Annotated in this window: 18 protein-coding genes; 11 read left to right on the forward strand and 7 right to left on the reverse strand. The window is 64.6% G+C overall.

Annotated features, from left to right (window positions below):
* Positions 1-10 precede the first annotated feature (10 nt).
* The 3 genes from QM590_RS06680 to QM590_RS06690 form a co-directional block, all read right to left on the reverse strand.
* A complete protein-coding gene (locus QM590_RS06680; protein ID WP_269594279.1) occupies positions 11-817 on the reverse strand; it encodes a transglutaminase-like domain-containing protein in 807 nt (268 codons plus the stop codon).
* Between the two features lie 83 nt (positions 818-900).
* Positions 901-1920 (reverse strand): LLM class flavin-dependent oxidoreductase, encoded by a 1020-nt coding sequence (locus QM590_RS06685; protein WP_094668772.1) that lies wholly within the window; start codon positions 1918-1920, stop codon positions 901-903.
* Positions 1921-1999: 79 nt separating this feature from the next.
* Entirely contained in the window at positions 2000-2581 is a 582-nt protein-coding gene (locus QM590_RS06690; protein WP_269594280.1) for a TetR/AcrR family transcriptional regulator, read from the reverse strand.
* A 95-nt stretch (positions 2582-2676) separates the two neighbouring features.
* Here QM590_RS06690 and QM590_RS06695 point away from each other — a divergent pair, with 95 nt between their 5' ends.
* From QM590_RS06695 to QM590_RS06730, 8 genes are all read left to right on the forward strand, one after another.
* On the forward strand, positions 2677-3819 hold the full coding sequence (locus QM590_RS06695) for an acyl-CoA dehydrogenase family protein (RefSeq protein WP_269594281.1): 1143 nt from the start codon (positions 2677-2679) through the stop codon (positions 3817-3819).
* Positions 3820-3870: 51 nt separating this feature from the next.
* Complete coding sequence (locus QM590_RS06700) at positions 3871-5481, forward strand: acyl-CoA carboxylase subunit beta (RefSeq protein WP_269594282.1); 1611 nt, start codon at positions 3871-3873, stop codon at positions 5479-5481.
* Positions 5478-5702, forward strand: coding sequence for an acyl-CoA carboxylase epsilon subunit (locus QM590_RS06705; protein ID WP_269594283.1), 225 nt, complete (start codon positions 5478-5480; stop codon positions 5700-5702). The genes QM590_RS06700 and QM590_RS06705 overlap by 4 nt, the downstream gene beginning before the upstream one ends.
* 14 nt (positions 5703-5716) lie before the next feature.
* Entirely contained in the window at positions 5717-7519 is a 1803-nt protein-coding gene (locus QM590_RS06710; protein WP_269594284.1) for an acetyl/propionyl/methylcrotonyl-CoA carboxylase subunit alpha, read from the forward strand.
* 9 nt (positions 7520-7528) lie between these two features.
* Positions 7529-7993, forward strand: coding sequence for a MarR family transcriptional regulator (locus QM590_RS06715; protein WP_068050303.1), 465 nt, complete (start codon positions 7529-7531; stop codon positions 7991-7993).
* 196 nt (positions 7994-8189) lie between these two features.
* A complete protein-coding gene (locus QM590_RS06720; RefSeq protein WP_068050305.1) occupies positions 8190-8669 on the forward strand; it encodes a Fur family transcriptional regulator in 480 nt (159 codons plus the stop codon).
* A gap of 79 nt (positions 8670-8748) precedes the next feature.
* A complete protein-coding gene (gene katG, locus QM590_RS06725) occupies positions 8749-10929 on the forward strand; it encodes a catalase/peroxidase HPI (protein WP_269594447.1) in 2181 nt (726 codons plus the stop codon).
* A gap of 151 nt (positions 10930-11080) precedes the next feature.
* Positions 11081-11215 carry a hypothetical protein gene (locus QM590_RS06730; protein WP_255183086.1) on the forward strand — a complete coding sequence of 45 codons (135 nt, stop codon included), beginning with the start codon at positions 11081-11083 and terminating at the stop codon, positions 11213-11215.
* Between the two features lie 2 nt (positions 11216-11217).
* On the opposite strand, the gene QM590_RS06735 is transcribed toward QM590_RS06730, so the two are convergent.
* Positions 11218-12216 (reverse strand): fumarylacetoacetate hydrolase family protein, encoded by a 999-nt coding sequence (locus QM590_RS06735; protein ID WP_269594285.1) that lies wholly within the window; start codon positions 12214-12216, stop codon positions 11218-11220.
* A 114-nt stretch (positions 12217-12330) separates the two neighbouring features.
* Between QM590_RS06735 and glsA the strand changes: the two genes are divergently transcribed.
* On the forward strand, positions 12331-13578 hold the full coding sequence (glsA, locus tag QM590_RS06740) for a glutaminase A (protein WP_269594286.1): 1248 nt from the start codon (positions 12331-12333) through the stop codon (positions 13576-13578).
* Here glsA and QM590_RS06745 read toward each other — a convergent pair.
* Positions 13534-14733: an NAD(P)/FAD-dependent oxidoreductase gene (locus QM590_RS06745; RefSeq protein WP_269594287.1), complete on the reverse strand. Its 1200-nt coding sequence runs from the start codon at positions 14731-14733 to the stop codon at positions 13534-13536. The genes glsA and QM590_RS06745 overlap by 45 nt on opposite strands.
* A 49-nt stretch (positions 14734-14782) precedes the next feature.
* Positions 14783-15205 carry a hypothetical protein gene (locus QM590_RS06750; protein ID WP_269594288.1) on the reverse strand — a complete coding sequence of 141 codons (423 nt, stop codon included), beginning with the start codon at positions 15203-15205 and terminating at the stop codon, positions 14783-14785.
* 203 nt (positions 15206-15408) lie between these two features.
* Between QM590_RS06750 and QM590_RS06755 the strand changes: the two genes are divergently transcribed.
* Positions 15409-16095 carry a HemK2/MTQ2 family protein methyltransferase gene (locus tag QM590_RS06755; RefSeq protein ID WP_068050316.1) on the forward strand — a complete coding sequence of 229 codons (687 nt, stop codon included), beginning with the start codon at positions 15409-15411 and terminating at the stop codon, positions 16093-16095.
* A gap of 46 nt (positions 16096-16141) precedes the next feature.
* Complete coding sequence (locus QM590_RS06760; RefSeq protein WP_269594448.1) at positions 16142-16306, forward strand: CDGSH iron-sulfur domain-containing protein; 165 nt, start codon at positions 16142-16144, stop codon at positions 16304-16306.
* Here the strand turns inward: QM590_RS06760 and QM590_RS06765 are convergent.
* Positions 16288-17295, reverse strand: coding sequence for an iron-containing redox enzyme family protein (locus tag QM590_RS06765; protein WP_269594290.1), 1008 nt, complete (start codon positions 17293-17295; stop codon positions 16288-16290). The two genes, QM590_RS06760 and QM590_RS06765, sit on opposite strands and share 19 nt — an antisense overlap.
* Positions 17296-17396: the final 101 nt, after the last annotated feature.

Here is a 17396-nt window from a genome sequence, read left to right on the forward strand (position 1 = left end):
GCTCGGAACATCAGGTGAGGGAGACCAGCTCGGTGATGTCGTCCTGAGGCAGCTCGCCGTCGACCACGGCGGTCACGACCGAACTGTTCAGGGCGATCGCACCCTTGTGGTTGTCCAGGAATGCGGTGTCGGCAGCATCGCGACCGACCGAGATTCGTACCAGCGTCGAGCGAGGGGCGAGGCAGGTGGCATCGACAACACGCCACTGGCCGCCCACGAACGCCTCGGCGACGGCATGGAAGTCCATCGGATCGCAGCCGGGTGCGTACACCGCCACCAGTCGAGCCGGAACGTTGACCGCACGCAGCATGGCGACCACGAGGTGCGAGTAGTCCCGGCAGACACCCTGTCCGGCGAGCAGTGTGTCGACGGCTCCGTCGATCGGATCGCTGCTTCCCGGAACGTAATTCAGACGTGCGCCCACCCATGCGGAGATCTTCGCCAGCAGTTCCTCGGAGTCCGCGTAGTCGCCGAATTCGGTTGCGGCGAACCCGTAGAACTTGTCTGCTTCGGCGTATCGGCTCGGCCGGAGGTAGAGCGACATGTCGTAGTCGGTGACCGGAGCCGGGGTGGTGTTGCCCAGAATGGTGGCGTCGTACGAGACCTGCAGATTGCCGACGTCGGCAGGCATGACGTGGATCCGGTTGCCGTGCGGTCCGCTCACTTCCTTGGCCTCGATGGGGTTACCGTCGAGGACGAAGGACAGTGACTCGGTGACCGTCGTACCTGGGTGCGGTGCGACTGCGATCTGAAATTCGAGCGTGGTGGCTGCGGTGATGTCTACATCGAGGCGCGCGGATACGTCGCGTTTGAGCATGGGAACTCCTGGCAGGTGGGGTGGGTGAACCTGCTGCCAGTACCCACGTTCACCGAAGCCAAACGCCGCTGCTCAGCAGGTGATCAACGCCACCCGAGGGCGGGAGCGACGTCGCGCAGCAGTGTCTCGAGCACGTGAGCGCAGTAATCGACGCCCAGTTGGTTGGGGACGGTGAGCAGCAGAGTGTCTGCGGCAGCGATCGCTTCGTCGGTGGCCAGTTCCTCGATCAGCCGGTCGGGCTCGCCCGCGTAGGTCTTGCCGAACCGTGCTTTGCCGCCGTCGAGGTAGCCGACTTGGTCGTCGCCGGTGCCCTCCCGGCCGAAGTAGGCCCGATCGAGATCGCTGACGATCGGAAAGATGCTGCGGCTCACGGACGTTCGCGGCGCGAAATCGTGACCGGCATCGCTCCACGTCTTGTGGAAACGTTCGATCTGCTCGGCCTGCAGTTGATGGAACGGCACGCCGGTGTCTTCGCTCAGGAGTGTCGAGCTCATCAGGTTCATACCCTGCCGCGCGGTCCACTCGGCGGTCTCGCGAGTTCCGGCACCCCACCAGATGCGCTGACGCAAACCGGGGGAGTGCGGTTCGAGGCGCAGCAGGCCGGGTGGGTTGGGGAACATCGGCCGTGGATTCGGCTCCGCGAAGCCCCTGCCCTCGAGAAGATCGAGGTAGATGCGGGTGTGCTCACGCGCCATATCGGCATGATCCGAGCCGTCGGCGGGTGCGTAGCCGAAGTAGCGGTAACCCTCGATGACCTGCTCGGGCGATCCTCGACTGATACCGAGTTGCAGCCGTCCGCCGGAGATGAGGTCGGCAGAGCCCGAGTCCTCGGCCATGTAGAACGGGTTCTCGTAGCGCATGTCGATGACGCCGGTGCCGATCTCGATGGTGCTCGTCTTGGCACCGACGGCAGCGAGCAGAGGGAACGGCGACGCGAGTTGGTTGGCGAAGTGATGGACGCGGTAGTACGCGCCGTCGGCACCGAGTTCTTCGGCTGCGACCGCGAGGTCGATGGACTGCAGCAGCACGTCCGACGCGGACCTCGTCTGCGACTGTGGGGATGCCGACCAATGTCCGAAGGACAAGAATCCGATCTTTTTCATCACGCGCTCTTTCGTTGAAGGATCAACTAAGTTCACTGTACTGCAGCGTGTGTCGAGGTGGATTCATTCCCGGCTCCGGCTAGGCACCGATTCCGGCGGTCAAGAGCTTCGCCAATTCGAGATAGGCGTCGCCGTCGCTCAACCCCGTCAGGCGAAACACCTCACGCGTCTGGATGCGCACCATGACCGAGGAGGCGACATCGCCGACGAATGCGGCGTGCACGTCTCGTACTTCACCGCTGGCCACACCTTCGCTGATCAACTCCTGAACACGCCGAGCGGCGATCGCGGTATTGCGCTCGTACACCGAACGAGCGGATTCGAGAGACGCCAGATCGGTCATGAACTGCTCGGACGCCGATTCCAGGGCTGCGCCGACGGCGGTGAGATACGTGGTGATGCGATTGCGGGTGCCGTCCACCTCGGCGACCGCGTTCTCGACCTGGGTGGTCATGGACTTGAAGTAGTGCACTGTGGCGCCGCCGACGAGTTGATCCTTGCTCGACGCCAGTGTGTACAGCGTGGACTTGGAGCATCGGAGGCGGGCCGCGATGGTGTCGAGCGTCAGGTGGGCGAAGCCCTCTTCCAGAAACAGGCTCACGAGCTGGTCGAAGAGCTCGGAACGGCGTGCCGTGGCATGCGAGGTCACGGGTGCGTTCACATCAGGGATGGTACTGCATCGCCTTGTGCAGTACTGTGCATCAGTACTGCGGATCATCCGGCAGTACTGATCCGAACTTCCCGGAGGTTTTTCACGTGCCCGTCGATCGTCTGTTGCCCACTGCCGAAGCGCGCGACCTCATCGCGCTGACCCGCGACGTGGCAGACAAGGTGCTCGACCCGATCGTCGACGATCACGAGCGGCGTGAGGCGTACCCGGACCATGTGTTCGCCACCCTGGGTGAGGCAGGACTGCTGAGCCTGCCGTACGCGGAGGAATGGGGCGGTGGTGGCCAACCGTACGAGGTCTACCTCCAGGTCCTCGAAGAACTGGCGTCGCGCTGGGCGGCAGTGGCCGTTGCAGTGAGCGTGCACGGTCTGGCCTGCTATCCCGTGATGGCCTTCGGTACCGACCAACAGAAAGCCGACAAGCTTCCCGACATGCTCGGTGGGGCTCAGATCGGTGCCTACTCGTTGTCCGAGGCGCAGGCCGGTTCGGACGCTGCCGCACTCAGTTGCAAGGCCACCCCGACCGAGGGCGGCTACACGGTGAACGGTTCGAAGGCGTGGATCACGCACGGTGGAGTGGCGGACTTCTACAACCTGTTCGCCCGAACAGGTGAAGGATCCAAGGGAATCTCGTGCTTCCTCGTTCCGGACGGAACCGACGGCCTGAGCTTCGGTAGGCCCGAGGAGAAGATGGGGCTGCACGCCGTCCCGACGACCTCGGCGCACTACGACAACGTGCACGTCCCCACCGAGTGGCGAATCGGTGCGGAGGGGCAGGGGCTGCAGATCGCCTTCAGCGCGCTCGACGCCGGACGGCTCGGAATCGCCGCTGTAGCAGTGGGAATCGCTCAGGCGGCACTCGACGACGCGTTGAAGTACGCCCAGGAGCGTACGGCGTTCGGCAAGAAGATCATCGACCACCAGGGCCTCGGTTTCGTATTGGCGGACATGGCGGCCGCAGTGGACTCCGCCCGCGCCACCTACCTCGACGCCGCCCGTCGGCGTGACGCCGGACTTCCCTACTCGCGCAACGCTTCCGTGGCAAAGCTGATCGCCACCGATGCGGCCATGAAGGTGACCACCGACGCGGTGCAGGTCTTCGGCGGCTACGGCTACACCCGCGACTTCCGCGTCGAGCGATACATGCGCGACGCCAAGATCACCCAGATCTTCGAGGGCACCAACCAGATTCAGCGTCTGGTGATCGCCCGATCGCTCGCAACCAGCTGACATCAGAATCCGCTCGACACGCCCGAACAAGCAACCGTAGGGGACACCTTCATGACCACGACCGAACCCGATATCCATACCACTGCGGGTAAATTGGCCGATCTTCGTAAACGTCTCGCGGTTGCGGAGATTCCGTCCGGTGAGGCAGCGGTGGACAAGGTCCACGCCAAAGGCAAGCTCACCGCCCGCGAACGGATCACCGCGTTGCTCGACGAGGGCTCGTTCGTCGAACTCGACGCCCTCGCCCGGCACCGGTCGCAGAACTTCGGGCTCGGGGACAACCGGCCCTTCGGTGACGGTGTCGTCACCGGCTACGGCACCGTCGACGGCCGCGATGTGTGCGTGTTCTCCCAGGACGCAACCGTCTTCGGCGGCTCCCTGGGCGAAATCTACGGCGAGAAGATCGTCAAGGTCATGGACCTGGCCGTCAAGACCGGACGACCGTTGGTGGGGATCAACGAAGGTGCCGGAGCCCGCATCCAGGAAGGTGTCGTCTCCCTCGGGTTGTACGGCGAGATCTTCCACCGCAACGTCCGCGCCTCCGGGGTCATCCCCCAGATCTCGGTGATCATGGGACCCGCCGCCGGCGGGCACGTCTACTCCCCGGCCCTGACCGACTTCGTGGTCATGGTCGACGGCACCTCCCAGATGTTCGTCACCGGACCCGACGTCATCAAAACCGTCACCGGCGAGAACGTCACCATGGAAGAACTCGGTGGCGCGCACACCCACATGGAAAAGTCCGGTGTCGCGCACTACGTCGCATCCGGAGAACAGGACGCCCTCGACTACGTCCGCGACCTCCTGTCCTACCTACCGAGCAACAATCGCGCCGACGCCCCCCGCACCGCACCCTCGGACCCGATCGCCGGGTCCATCGAAGACAATCTGACCGCCGAGGACCTCGAACTCGACACCCTGATCCCCGACTCACCGAACACCCCGTACGACATGCACGAGGTCATCACCCGGATCCTCGACGACGACGAATTCCTCGAAGTCCAACAAGGCCGGGCCCGCAACATCATCGTCGGGTTCGGGCGCATCGACGGCCGCTCGGTGGGGATCGTGGCCAACCAACCCACCCAGTTCGCGGGCACCCTCGACATCGATGCTTCCGAGAAGGCAGCCCGGTTCGTGCGCACCTGCGACTGCTTCAACGTCCCGATCATCACCCTGGTCGATGTTCCCGGGTTCCTGCCCGGCACCGGGCAGGAATACAACGGCATCATCCGACGCGGCGCGAAACTGCTCTACGCCTACGGCGAAGCGACCGTCGGCAAGATCACCGTCATCACCCGCAAAGCGTACGGCGGCGCCTACGACGTGATGGGTTCCAAGCACATGGGAGCCGACGTCAACCTCGCCTGGCCGACCGCGCAGATCGCCGTCATGGGAGCCTCCGGCGCTGTCGGGTTCGTCTACCGCAAACAGTTGCTCGAAGCCGCGAAGAACGGGGAAGATGTCGACGCCCTGCGCCTGAGGTTGCAGCAGGAATACGAAGACACCCTCGTCAATCCCTACATCGCCGCCGAACGCGGCTACCTCGACGCCGTCATACCCCCCAGCCACACCCGCGGCCAGATCGTCACCGCACTACGACTACTCGAACGCAAACAAGTCACCCTCCCACCCAAGAAACACGGAAACATCCCACTATGAGCGAAGCGAATCGTGTTGCTACATCGACTGATTGGTCGTTTCGCGGAAGTCCGACGGACGCCGAGATCGCTGCTGTCGTTGCGGTTTTGACTGCCGCGCAGCCGTCGGTGGCCGAGGAATTGCCGGCCCCGATCGATCTGTGGGGTCGCCCGGAAGACATGCATCGCTACGGACTTGCAAGTGCCCCAGCTCTTTTCGTCAATGCCCGATATGGCCAGTGAAGGAATTTCAGTACATGACTACCTCGACTTCCCATAAGAAAATCTCGAAGGTTCTTGTCGCCAATCGTGGTGAGATCGCGGTGCGGGTGATCCGGGCTGCGGCCGATGCCGGGTTGGCCAGTGTCGCTGTGTACGCCGAACCCGACGCCGACGCCCCGTTCGTCCGTCTGGCCGACGAAGCGTTCGCGCTCGGCGGTCAGACCTCCGCGGAGTCGTATCTGGTGATCGACAAGATCATCGACGCCGCCACCAAGTCCGGGGCCGACGCCATCCACCCCGGCTACGGATTCCTCTCCGAGAACGCCGACTTCGCCCAAGCCGTCATCGACGCCGGCCTGATCTGGATCGGCCCGTCCCCACAGTCGATCCGCGACCTCGGCGACAAGGTCACCGCCCGCCACATCGCCGCCCGCGCCAAAGCCCCCTCGGTCCCCGGCACCTCCGAACCGGTCAAGGACGCCGACGAGATCCTCGCGTTCGTCGACGAACACGGCCTGCCGATCGCGATCAAAGCCGCGTTCGGTGGCGGCGGACGCGGCATGAAAGTCGCCCGCACCCGCGAGGAAATCCCCGAACTGTTCGACTCCGCCACCCGCGAAGCCGTCGCGGCGTTCGGCCGCGGAGAATGCTTCGTCGAGCGCTACCTCGACAAGCCCCGCCACGTCGAAGCTCAGGTCATCGCCGACCAGCACGGCAACGTCATCGTCGCCGGCACCCGCGACTGCTCCCTGCAACGCCGCTTCCAGAAACTCGTCGAAGAAGCACCCGCACCGTTCCTCACCGACGCCCAACGCAAAGAAATCCACTCCTCGGCCAAGGCCATCTGCCTCGAAGCCGGCTACTACGGTGCCGGCACGGTCGAATACCTCGTCGGCCAGGACGGCCTCGTGTCGTTCCTGGAAGTGAACACCCGTCTGCAGGTCGAGCATCCCGTCACCGAGGAAACCTCCGGCATCGACCTGGTGCTGCAGCAGTTCAAGATCGCCAACGGTGAAGAACTGTCCATCACCGACGACCCCGAACCACGCGGGCATTCGTTCGAGTTCCGGATCAACGGCGAAGACGCCGGACGCGGCTTCCTGCCCGCCCCCGGTCCGGTCACCACCTTCCGTGCGCCGTCGGGACCGGGTGTGCGGGTCGATTCCGGTGTCGAATCCGGCTCGGTGATCGGTGGCCAGTTCGACTCGATGCTCGCCAAGCTCATCGTCACCGGCGCGACCCGCGAGGAAGCCCTCGCCCGTTCACGTCGAGCGCTCGCCGAATTCGATGTCCAAGGACTTGCGACGGTGATTCCGTTCCATGCCGCGGTGGTCTCCGATCCGGCGTTCATCGGCGACGGTGATCCCTTCGACGTCCACACCCGCTGGATCGAAACCGAATGGGACAACCAGGTTCCCCCGTTCACCGCCGGACAACCCCTCGACGACGAGGAGGTCCTGCCGCGGCAGTCCGTGGTCGTCGAGGTCGGTGGCCGCCGCGTCGAGGTCTCCTTGCCCGGGGAACTGTCCCTCGGCGGCGGCGGCAACGGCGGCGGGCCCGCGGGCGCGGTACGGCGCAAGCCCAAAGCCCGCACCCGTGGTGGTGCCGGAGCCGGTGCCGCATCCGGAGACTCGGTCACCGCACCGATGCAGGGCACCGTGGTCAAAGTCGCCGTCACCGAAGGCCAAACCGTCGAGGTCGGTGACCTCATTGCCGTCCTCGAAGCAATGAAAATGGAAAACCCCGTCAACGCCCACAAAGCAGGCACCATCACCGGCCTGACCGTCACCGCAGGCGACGCCATCACCCAAGGCACCGTCCTCGCAGAGATCAAGTAGGGGTGTTCGATGACTGCCCTCGCTGAATCGTTCGACGGTGGTAGCTCGCCGGTGCATTCGACCGAGCTCGAAATCGTGTCCACGGTGCTGCGCATGGCGTCGGCCGCGCGGGTTCGTCTGGCAGAGGCATTGGATGCGCAGGGGCTCAGCTGGGCGAGGTACGAGGTACTGGAACTGGTGTGCAGACGAGGGCCGATGTCCTACAGTGCGCTGTCGCGGGAGTTGGTGCGACACCGGACGAGTATCACCGCCACGACGGCAAGTCTGGTCGAGGCGGGGCTGCTGGCGCGGAGCGTCAATCCGCGAAATCGGCAGCAGTACATGGTCGAGGCCACCGACTCGGGGCACCGTGCGGTGACGCGGGCCGAGCGTGCGCTCGAGCGCGCCCGGTCGAGGATGGCTGTCGATGCCGATTCTGCTCGGACGCTCGAGGTGTTGCGCGGCATCGAGAAGCAGTGGAACGGCAGGCGCTGATCGAGGCCGCACAGGTGCGGCTGTCTCCGACCCGGCCTGAGATCGGGTTCGAGGCCACGGGGGAGTGACCGAAAAACGAACAGTGGGAGTCGTGTCGGCTCCGAGGTGACGCGTCGAGCGTCGTTGCGGTCGACATTCGGCGAATTCGTCTGCATACTTGACTTTGTCCAGAAAAGCGGAGGATAGTATTGCTGTGATGCCGATCTCACCGTACGCGGAGCTGTTACGCACCGCCGACATGCGCGTGACCCGTCCGCGGGTCGCGGTGCTCGAGGTCGTCGGATCCAATCCTCATGCAGACACCGACACGATCCTCGGGCTCGTGCGATCGGTGTTGCCCGAGGTGTCGCGGCAAACCGTGTACGACGTGCTCAATGCGTTGACCGCGGCGCGCCTGGTACGGCGAATCGAACCGGCAGGATCTCCTGCTCGGTACGAATCTCGTGTCGGCGACAACCATCACCACGCGGTGTGCCGCTCCTGCGGTGTCATCGCCGACGTGGACTGCGCGGTCGGCGAAACGCCGTGTCTCACCGCATCGGACTCCGTCGGTTTCACGATCGACGAGGCGGAAGTCATCTACTGGGGCTTCTGCGCACAGTGTTCGGCTGCTCGAGGGCAGTCGACAGCTCCTGTTTCGTTCCCTCCCGGTTCTCGAACACAGCAGAGTTCGTGAATCGACCTCGATCACAGCCCGATCGTCACACTTCGGAAGGAAGCACGTGTCACAAGATCACACAACACGCGAAAAAGAGATGAACGAGGATCAGCCACAGGAGTCGGGTGGCAAGTGTCCGGTCATGCACGATTCGATGCCGATGCCCGTCGAGGGTGGCGGCAACCGTGAGTGGTGGCCCAAGGCTCTGAACCTCAAGATTCTCAAGAAGAACCCGGCCGTCGGCGACCCGATGGGTGCAGATTACGACTACGCCGCCGAGTTCAACTCCCTCGACCTCGCCGAGGTCAAGCGCGACATCGAAGCCCTCATGACCAACTCGCAGCCATGGTGGCCTGCCGACTTCGGTCACTACGGCCCCTTCTTCATTCGCATGGCGTGGCACGCCGCAGGCACGTACCGCAAGCAGGACGGACGCGGTGGAGCCGGAGCGGGCATGCAGCGCTTCGCCCCCCTGAACAGCTGGCCGGACAATGCCAGCCTGGACAAGGCTCGTCGTCTGATCTGGCCGGTCAAGCAGAAGTACGGCCGCAAGCTCTCCTGGGCCGACCTGATCGTGCTCACCGGCAACGTGGCCATCGAGTCCATGGGTCTGCCGACCTACGGCTTCGCCGGCGGACGCGTCGACGCCTGGGAGCCGGACGAGGACGTCTACTGGGGCCCCGAGCAGACCTGGCTGGGCGACGAGCGCTACAACGGTGACCGCACCAGTCTCGAAAACCCCTTGGCTGCAGTGCAGATGGGTCTGATCTACGTCAACCCCGAAGGCCCCAACGGCAACCCGGATCCGGTGCAGTCCGCACTGGACATTCGCGAGACCTTCGGCCGGATGGCCATGAACGACATCGAGACCGCGGCACTCGCCGTCGGTGGGCACACGTTCGGCAAGACGCACGGTGCGGCGGATCCCGACGAGCACATCGGTGCCGAGCCCGAGGGTGCACCCATCGAGCAGATGGGTCTGGGCTGGAAGAACAGCTACCAGAGTGGCGTCGGCGCGGACGCGATCACCAGTGGTCTCGAAGTCATCTGGACCCCCACACCAACCCAGTGGGACAACAGCTTCCTCGAGACGCTGTACGGATTCGAGTGGGAGCTCTACAAGAGCCCCGCAGGTGCGCACCAGTGGCGCCCGAAGAACGGTGAGGGCGCGGATCTCGTTCCCGACCCCGCCGATCCCACCAAGCGTCGCCACCCGTCGATGCTCACGTCCGACATCGCGATGCGCGTCGACCCGATCTACGAGCAGATCACTCGTCGCTGGCTCGACCATCCCGAGGAGCTCGCCGAAGAATTCCAGAAGGCGTGGTTCAAGCTCACCCACCGCGACATGGGACCGGTATCGCGCTACCTCGGCCCCGAGGTCCCGTCCGAGACTCTGCTCTGGCAGGACCCGATCCCGGCCGTCGATCACGAACTGATCGGTGAGGCGCAGATCGCCGAGCTCAAGAAGACGATCCTCGACTCCGAACTGACTCAGCAGCAGCTCATTTCGGCTGCCTGGGCCGCGGCGTCGTCGTTCCGAGTCAGCGACAAGCGCGGCGGTGCCAACGGTGGCCGTCTGCGCCTGCAGCCGCAGGCAGGCTGGGAGGTCAACGAGCCCGACGAGCTCGCACAGGTCATTCGTGTGCTCGAGGGAATCCAGCAGTCGTTCTCCGGAACGGTGTCGTTCGCCGACCTCGTCGTTCTCGGTGGCGTCGCAGCGCTCGAGCAGGCGTCGGGTGTCAGCGTGCCGTTCACTCCGGGCCGCATGGACGCGACGCAGGAGCAGACGGACGTCGATTCGTTCTCCGATCTCGAGCCGAAGGCCGATGGATTCCGCAACTTCCTCGGCAAGGGTCAGAAGCTTCCGGCCGAGTACTCCCTCGTCGATCGGGCGAACCTGTTGTCGCTCAGTGCACCCGAGATGACCGTGCTCGTCGGCGGACTGCGTGTGCTCGGAGCCAACTTCGGAAAGTCGTCGCACGGCGTCCTGACCGACAAGGTCGGAACGCTCACCAACGACTTCTTCGTCAACCTCCTCGACATGGGCACCGAATGGGTCCCCGCCGCGGAGGAAGGCATCTACGAAGCCAAGGATGCGGCGACCGGTGAGAAGAAGTGGACCGGAACTCGCAACGACCTGGTGTTCGGATCGAACTCCGAATTGCGCGCTCTCGCAGAGGTTTACGCCTGCGACGACGCCAAGGACAAGTTCGTCGCGGACTTCGTCGCTGCCTGGGACAAGGTCATGATGCTCGATCGCTTCGAGCTGGCTTAACTCTCTCCACCGAACTCGAAGCTATGGATGGAAACCGTGCTCGATCCATCCATAGCTTCGAGTTCGTCGTTATCGGTCCGTTATCTTTCGTTGCCGATTCGTGTCCTCGGTCCCTGATTCGCTGAAATTTGCGAGCGGCAAGCTACAAGACATGACACACGACGAGGGGGCGGCGGGAGCCGTCGACCACAACATGGACGAACCACGCAAGGGAGCATCCGGCTTCGGATCGTTCCTGGAGATGTTCCAGGATGCCTCCACCGACAAGTCCGATACCGAGCGCTGAGTTCAGCGAGTGCCGATCGTGTTGGTGACCGATCCGATCCGTTGAATACTCAGTTCGACGCGATCGCCCGGGGCTATCCATCGGTCGAGTTCCAGGCCGCATCCGCGCGGAAGCGTGCCGGATGTCAACAATTCACTGGGATAGACGTTTTCGCCGCGGCTGGCGTATGCGAGCGATTCGCCGACCGAGTACCGCATACCGGCGGTGCCGGTCGTCGACCACAATTCCTCGTTGACCGTGACGGTGGCCGTCAACGAATCCAGATGCGGCGTGATCTCGTCGGCGCTCACGATGTCGGCTCCCATGGAGCTGGCAAATGTCTTGGTCTTGACCACCGGACCGAACGGGGTGCGACGCTGCTCCTCCCACTGGGTGTCGCGGGCGCTGATGTCGTCGAACACCACGTACCCACCGATCGCAGCAGTGGCCTGCCGCTCGGATACGTCGCGGACGGGCCTGGTCACCACGGCTCCGAACTCGAGCTCGAAATCCAGTGCCCGGCTGTAGGACGGCCATTCGACCGGAGCTTCGTCGGCTACGACGGTGAGGTGGTTGCCGGTGTAGTAGACCGGATGGTCGTCGAACCCAGGCCCCGGACGGAGCGCCGGAAACGTCGATCGAGTGACGGCTTCGAATCCGCGGATGAACGGGAGAGCTTTCGGCAGGTTGCGGCGAACCAGGTTGTGCGCGGCCAGATCCCAGTGAGCCTCCCAGCCGAGGAAGCAGCGAAGCGACGCCGGGATCACCGGAAGTGTCGGTGCCGGTCGGTCGATCACCGCGACTCCCTCGGACACGGCGCGCTGCACCACGGCAGAGGCCGCGTCGCGCACGCGTTCGCCGGCATCGAGAAATCCGAGCACGGTGCGGGTGAGCGGGCGTAGAGACTCGTCGGCACCCAATGTCGACACGGCGGTATCGAGGTCGACCCACGATCCCGACTCGGGTGCGTACACGGCCAGACGATCTGTCGAGTCGGCAGCGATCAGGCGTCGCAATCGCACGTCAGGAATCCGATCTTTGCGGGAGGGGGCCCTACAACGGTTGAGGAACCAGGAGTGTAAGCGGCAGTACGGCCGTGATGTCAAGACCTGTTCGCCGAGGACTAGCGTGGACACATGAGATCGCCTGTTCCCGAATACCTCGCCTCCGTGTTGGAGGACTGCAGACAGTTCGACGGAGGGACGGTGACCGAGGGGAACCCGGTAGTGGCCTCGGCGGATCCCGACACGTTCGCGGTCGCACTCGCCACCGTCGGGGGATCGCTGCACGGAGCGGGCGACACCGACACCGAATTCTCGATCCAATCGATCGCCAAAGCGGTCGCGTACGCGCTGGCCATCGAGGACAACGGCATCGAGGCGGTGCTCGAGGCCGTCGACGTCGAGCCGTCGGGAGACTCGTTCAACGAGATCTCCCTCGAAGCGGAGACCGGAAGACCGCGGAACCCGTTGATCAATGCCGGTGCGCTGGCGGTGCATTCGATGATTCGAGGCCAGGGAAGCGAAGAGCGTGCAGAGCGATTGACGGACCTTCTGAGCCGGATGGCCGGCCGCGGACTCTCCGTCGACCGTCAGGTGTACGAGGCAGAACTCGAATCCGACGACCGGAACACCGCGATCGCGCACCTGTTGAAGTCGGTCGGCCATCTCGGAGCCGAGCCCGCCGATGTCGTCGACGGTTATGCACGTCAGTGCGCGGTGACCGTGACCTGCAACGATCTGGCCCGGATCGCCGCGGTGTTGGCGAACGGTGGGAAGGATCCCGGCACGGGCGAACAGGTGGTCGACCCGGCGATCGATCGACACGTGTTGGCGGTCATGGCCACCTGTGGAATGTACGACGGCAGCGGCAGCTGGCTCGCGTCCGTGGGTATTCCGGCCAAGAGCGGGGTTGCCGGGGCGATCATCGGTGTGTTGCCCGGTCAGGTGGGGATTGCTGTGCTGTCTCCGAGGCTGAACGAGCACGGCAACAGCGTCCGTGGGGTGGCGGTGTTCGAGAGGCTCTCGCGCGATCTGGGTCTGCACATGATGCATGTGGCACCCAGCGGCGAATCGGCCATCCGCAGCGTGACCGAGGCGGAGGGTGTGACCACAGTGGAGCTGCAGGGTGATCTTCGGTTCGCGGGTGCCGAGGCGATCATCGCCCGGATGGTCCACGGTTTCGGCGAAAATGACAGTACGACAGTCGATTTCAGTGAGGTACGGGCAATCGACGGCACGGCTCGACGGCTCCTGCATGATGCGTTTCGCGCCCTGGAGGACGACGGTCACCGGGTGGTCGCCCGTGACCCCGACGGGTTCATGGGCTCGCCCGATCGGTCAGAGTCGGCCGGCGAGAATCATGTTCCAGTACGACAGCGGTAGGCCGTAACGGTCGAACGCCCAGGCGGAGCGCCGGGGTTTCAGCGGATCGACGAACGACGGCAACGATGGCGTCAGGGTTCCGGTGCGATCGAACTCGGCAGCGATCAGGCGGTGTGCGTCGACCGGGATGGGGGCCACGGTGTAGCCGTCGTACTCCGACAACGGAGTGCCGCTGCGCGCTGCGATCACATTGTCGACGAGAATCGAAATCTGTTTGCGCAGTGCGCCACCCGAGGAATCTGTGTCGATGGCTGCGCCGTCACCTGCGGCCCAGATCTCCGGATGGATCCGGTGGCGCAGAGTTCGTCCGTCGATGTCGACGACACCGTGCGAGGCAGACCCGGTCAGGTTCGATTCCTCCAGCCACTTCGGACCGCGGAACGGCGGTACGAGGTGCAGCATGTCGTAGCCGATCCGCTCGTCGATGCCGTCGTGGTCCGTGACGGTGATGTGTCCGCTCTCCGGGTGCAGTGCCGTCACCGCAGTGCGGGTCAGAATGCGCACGCCGAGCTCGCGTAGTCGTGCGATCACGATGCTGTCGAGTTGCGGCACACCCAGTAGTCGGTGTCGATCCACCACCAGCGTGATGTCCATTCCCGGCATGCGGCCGGTGCGGGTCCAATGGTCTGCCGCGAGGAACAGCGGCTTGAGGGTGGTGCCGGTGCACCCGACCGGTGGCCGCGGCACGGTGAACACCACGCTGCTATGGGCTGGCAGATCGCGTACCAGCTGCCAGGTGCGTTCGGCTCGGTCGAGGTAATTGCTGGTGACGGCGGGGGATCGGAGCGCGGCCCACACTCCGGGCAGCGCGTCGGTGTCGACGACGAGACCCTGTCCGAGTACGAGATCCCGGTAGCCGTACTCGGTGCCCGACGCGCAGCGCACCAGACGATTCACCGGGTCGATCGCTGTCGCCGAATCTTCCAGCCAGACGCATCCGGTAGGAATCACCGAACGCTGGGTGCGCTCGGCCTCGGTCAGCGCCGCTTGACCGGAGCCCACGTACGAGAGCAGTGGGCGATAGGTGTGCACCTTCTTGGGTTCGAGCACCGCGACGTCGGAGATGCCCTTCTTCAGCAGTCGCGCTGCCGCGCTGATGCCCGCGTTGCCGCCGCCGACGACGAGCACGTCGAAGGTCGTGTTCGGAGTGGTCACAGAGACACCTGCCGTGCTTCGGTGCGTGCCCTCGTCGTCATCGAACGGATCACCGGGTGTCTGCTGTCGGCGCGAGCACGGATTCGGTCGTCGATCCTCGTACCTCGACTCGATCGGGTACGAGACCGATGCCGGACTGCTGCAGTGCCGGCGAAAGTACCACTGACAGTTGCTGATTCCACCGGCCGAGTCGGATGGCGGTGGCGTCGAGTACGGAGTGGACACCGGCCGAGGCTCCGGCCACCGACGACAGGTCGAGTATCAACGCGCGCCCTCGCTCGGCCGCCTCACCGAGCGTTTCGGCCAGGAGGGGGACATCCGAGTCGCCGATCGTGCCGGTCACTCGGACGACGATGTCTGAACCCGCGCTCTCGTCGACCGACAGCATCATCTCGGTATCGAAGCTCCGCGAGGCGTTCAGCGACGGAATCACTTCGGCGAGCGGGGGCGTGATGGACGGTACGACGATCATGAACACACTCCTGAGCAGCCGAACTCCTCGCCCGGCGCACGGGGGAATCGACAGTCGACATTCGGGGACCGCGGGCTACTCCTCAACCACGCTTCACAGGACTACCCGGGGTGGGGTGTTCGTAAGCCTCGAAACGGCAACGGGTTTGACTGCGGGTCCGACGGGAATACGACAACGATCGCTACACCGTGGGAGGCACGCCGATGACGACAGCCGAATCCGATTCCATCCGAGCATTGACATCCGTGCACGCCGATCCAGGGGTGTACGAACCGCAGGAGGATTCGCTTCTGCTGTGTGACATCGCGGCCACGACGGGCATCGTCCCCGGCGCGCGAGTGTTGGACATGTGCACCGGCAGTGGTGCCGTGGCGATCACAGCCGCACTGTTGGGCGCGCGCGAAGTGGTGGCATTCGACATCTCGCCCCGCGCTGTCGACTGCGCCGAGCGGAACGCGCGCTCGGTAGGCGTCGAGGTGGACGTCAGGTTGGGTTCCCTGGCAGAGGCCGCCGAGCTCGAACCGTTCGACGTACTGCTGTGCAATCCCCCGTACGTGCCGTCCGAGCTTCCTCCGACGGGGATGGGCCTGCACCGCGCCTGGGATGCGGGCGAGGACGGCCGGACGGTGCTCGATCCGCTGTGTCGCGCCTCGGCCGACCTGCTCGCGCCGGGTGGCGTGCTGCTCGTCGTCCATTCGGAGTTCTCCGGCCCCCACCGCACCGTGAGAATGCTCTCCGACAACGGATTCTCGGTGACGGAAGCGGGCCGGCAGACCATCGATTTCGGGCCTGTGATGCACCGGCGCGCAGAATGGCTGGAAGCTCGCGGAGCATTGGCTCCGGGGTGCCGAACAGAGGAGTTGGTGGTCGTTCGTGGCGACAAGCGATGACGCGGCAGGTGCGCGCACCACGGTGAGAATCGTCCGCGGCGGACCGATGCTGATCGACGGACCGGTGGACATCGAACTCGACGACGGTACGCGGGTGGAATCGGATCGCTTTGTCGTCGCAGTGTGCACGTGTCGGCGCAGCAAGAACTATCCCCTGTGCGACACGAGCCACCGCGCCAAGCGGCGACCCTCTCAGTCCAGCGAGGACTGACTGGCAGACCACCGCTTCATCACGTGGTCGGCGAGCTCGTTCTCGACGAAATCGAGCGCACGCATTCCGAACACCACATCTGCCTCCAGTTCGGGCTCGTCGCGGAGGAGCGTGCCGACCACATCGTGACGTAGTACCTGCTCGTGCACGGCGTCCGCCTCGACGTGCTCGGCGTAGAACGCGATGCATGCTGCGGGGGCATCGAGCCTCTGCAGTCCCTGGACGTAACGCTGTGAGCCCGGAGACGAGGTGATCTCGGTTGCCGCGAGGTGGCCCACGGTGGCACCGCGCAGACCACGGTGCAGGCCGAAGAGCGACATGAGATTGACCCACGCCAATGTTTGCGCCGGGACGCGGTCGACGTACCCGAGGTACGTTGCATCGAGGTCGGCGGCCACCATCGATTCGGCCCACAGATGCTGGTGCAGGCGGTCGCCCTTGCCGCCGCCGTACTCGTCGAATTCCACTGCTACGTAGGAAGCCTTGGTCTGACCCGTCAAGCGGGGAATGGCCCAGGCATGCGGATCGGCTTCCTTCAGGTGGTAGACGGATCGGTGCACGAAGTATTCGCGCATCTGCTCCCACGACCCCTCGTCGCGCAGAAACCAGGACGGGCCGGTTCCCGAAGTGGCCTCGATGGACAGTGCGTCCATCTCTGCAACCGCGTCGGTGCCGGGTTCCACGTTCTCCCGTACGTAGGCCAGGAAGGCGGATTCGAGAGCTCCTCGCAGTCGAAGGAGTTCGGGATCCCATTCCCAGGCGTCGGCGACACCCTCGAATCCGCGGTAGTGCAGTTCGTAGCAGATCAGGAGTGACAGTTGCACGTCTCGTGACGTGGGATCGACCTCGGTCGGTGTCGGCACGATCGCAGTCCCGTTCGGCTCACCCGCGGTCAGGCACCGAGTGATGGCATCGGAGATCGGCCCACAGGGAGTGGGCAGCGCAGGGGAGCGGGCGGTGGACGGATCGACTGAGAACAACGCGGTCATAGTGGTGGCTACCCGCTGACGCTCGGTACCAACCACTCACGACCTCTGTGTTTGTGACCTGTCACAACAGGCAATGCGCAGTGCACGACATCGAACTTCGA

The organism is Rhodococcus sp. IEGM 1372 (assembly GCF_030056835.1).
Lineage (GTDB): Bacteria > Actinomycetota > Actinomycetes > Mycobacteriales > Mycobacteriaceae > Rhodococcoides.

Excerpts from the sequence above, each read along its gene's own strand:
- QM590_RS06680 (WP_269594279.1), bottom strand. The coding sequence starts at position 817 with ATGCTCAAACGCGACGTATCCGCGCGCCTCGATGTAGACATCACCGCA.
- QM590_RS06685 (WP_094668772.1), bottom strand. The coding sequence starts at position 1,920 with ATGAAAAAGATCGGATTCTTGTCCTTCGGACATTGGTCGGCATCCCCA.
- QM590_RS06700 (WP_269594282.1), top strand. The coding sequence starts at position 3,871 with ATGACCACGACCGAACCCGATATCCATACCACTGCGGGTAAATTGGCC.
- QM590_RS06705 (WP_269594283.1), top strand. The coding sequence starts at position 5,478 with ATGAGCGAAGCGAATCGTGTTGCTACATCGACTGATTGGTCGTTTCGC.
- QM590_RS06710 (WP_269594284.1), top strand. The coding sequence starts at position 5,717 with ATGACTACCTCGACTTCCCATAAGAAAATCTCGAAGGTTCTTGTCGCC.
- QM590_RS06715 (WP_068050303.1), top strand. The coding sequence starts at position 7,529 with ATGACTGCCCTCGCTGAATCGTTCGACGGTGGTAGCTCGCCGGTGCAT.
- QM590_RS06720 (WP_068050305.1), top strand. The coding sequence starts at position 8,190 with ATGCCGATCTCACCGTACGCGGAGCTGTTACGCACCGCCGACATGCGC.
- katG (WP_269594447.1), top strand. The coding sequence starts at position 8,749 with ATGAACGAGGATCAGCCACAGGAGTCGGGTGGCAAGTGTCCGGTCATG.
- QM590_RS06730 (WP_255183086.1), top strand. The coding sequence starts at position 11,081 with ATGACACACGACGAGGGGGCGGCGGGAGCCGTCGACCACAACATGGAC.
- glsA (WP_269594286.1), top strand. The coding sequence starts at position 12,331 with ATGAGATCGCCTGTTCCCGAATACCTCGCCTCCGTGTTGGAGGACTGC.
- QM590_RS06750 (WP_269594288.1), bottom strand. The coding sequence starts at position 15,205 with ATGATCGTCGTACCGTCCATCACGCCCCCGCTCGCCGAAGTGATTCCG.
- QM590_RS06755 (WP_068050316.1), top strand. The coding sequence starts at position 15,409 with ATGACGACAGCCGAATCCGATTCCATCCGAGCATTGACATCCGTGCAC.
- QM590_RS06760 (WP_269594448.1), top strand. The coding sequence starts at position 16,142 with ATGCTGATCGACGGACCGGTGGACATCGAACTCGACGACGGTACGCGG.
- QM590_RS06765 (WP_269594290.1), bottom strand. The coding sequence starts at position 17,295 with ATGACCGCGTTGTTCTCAGTCGATCCGTCCACCGCCCGCTCCCCTGCG.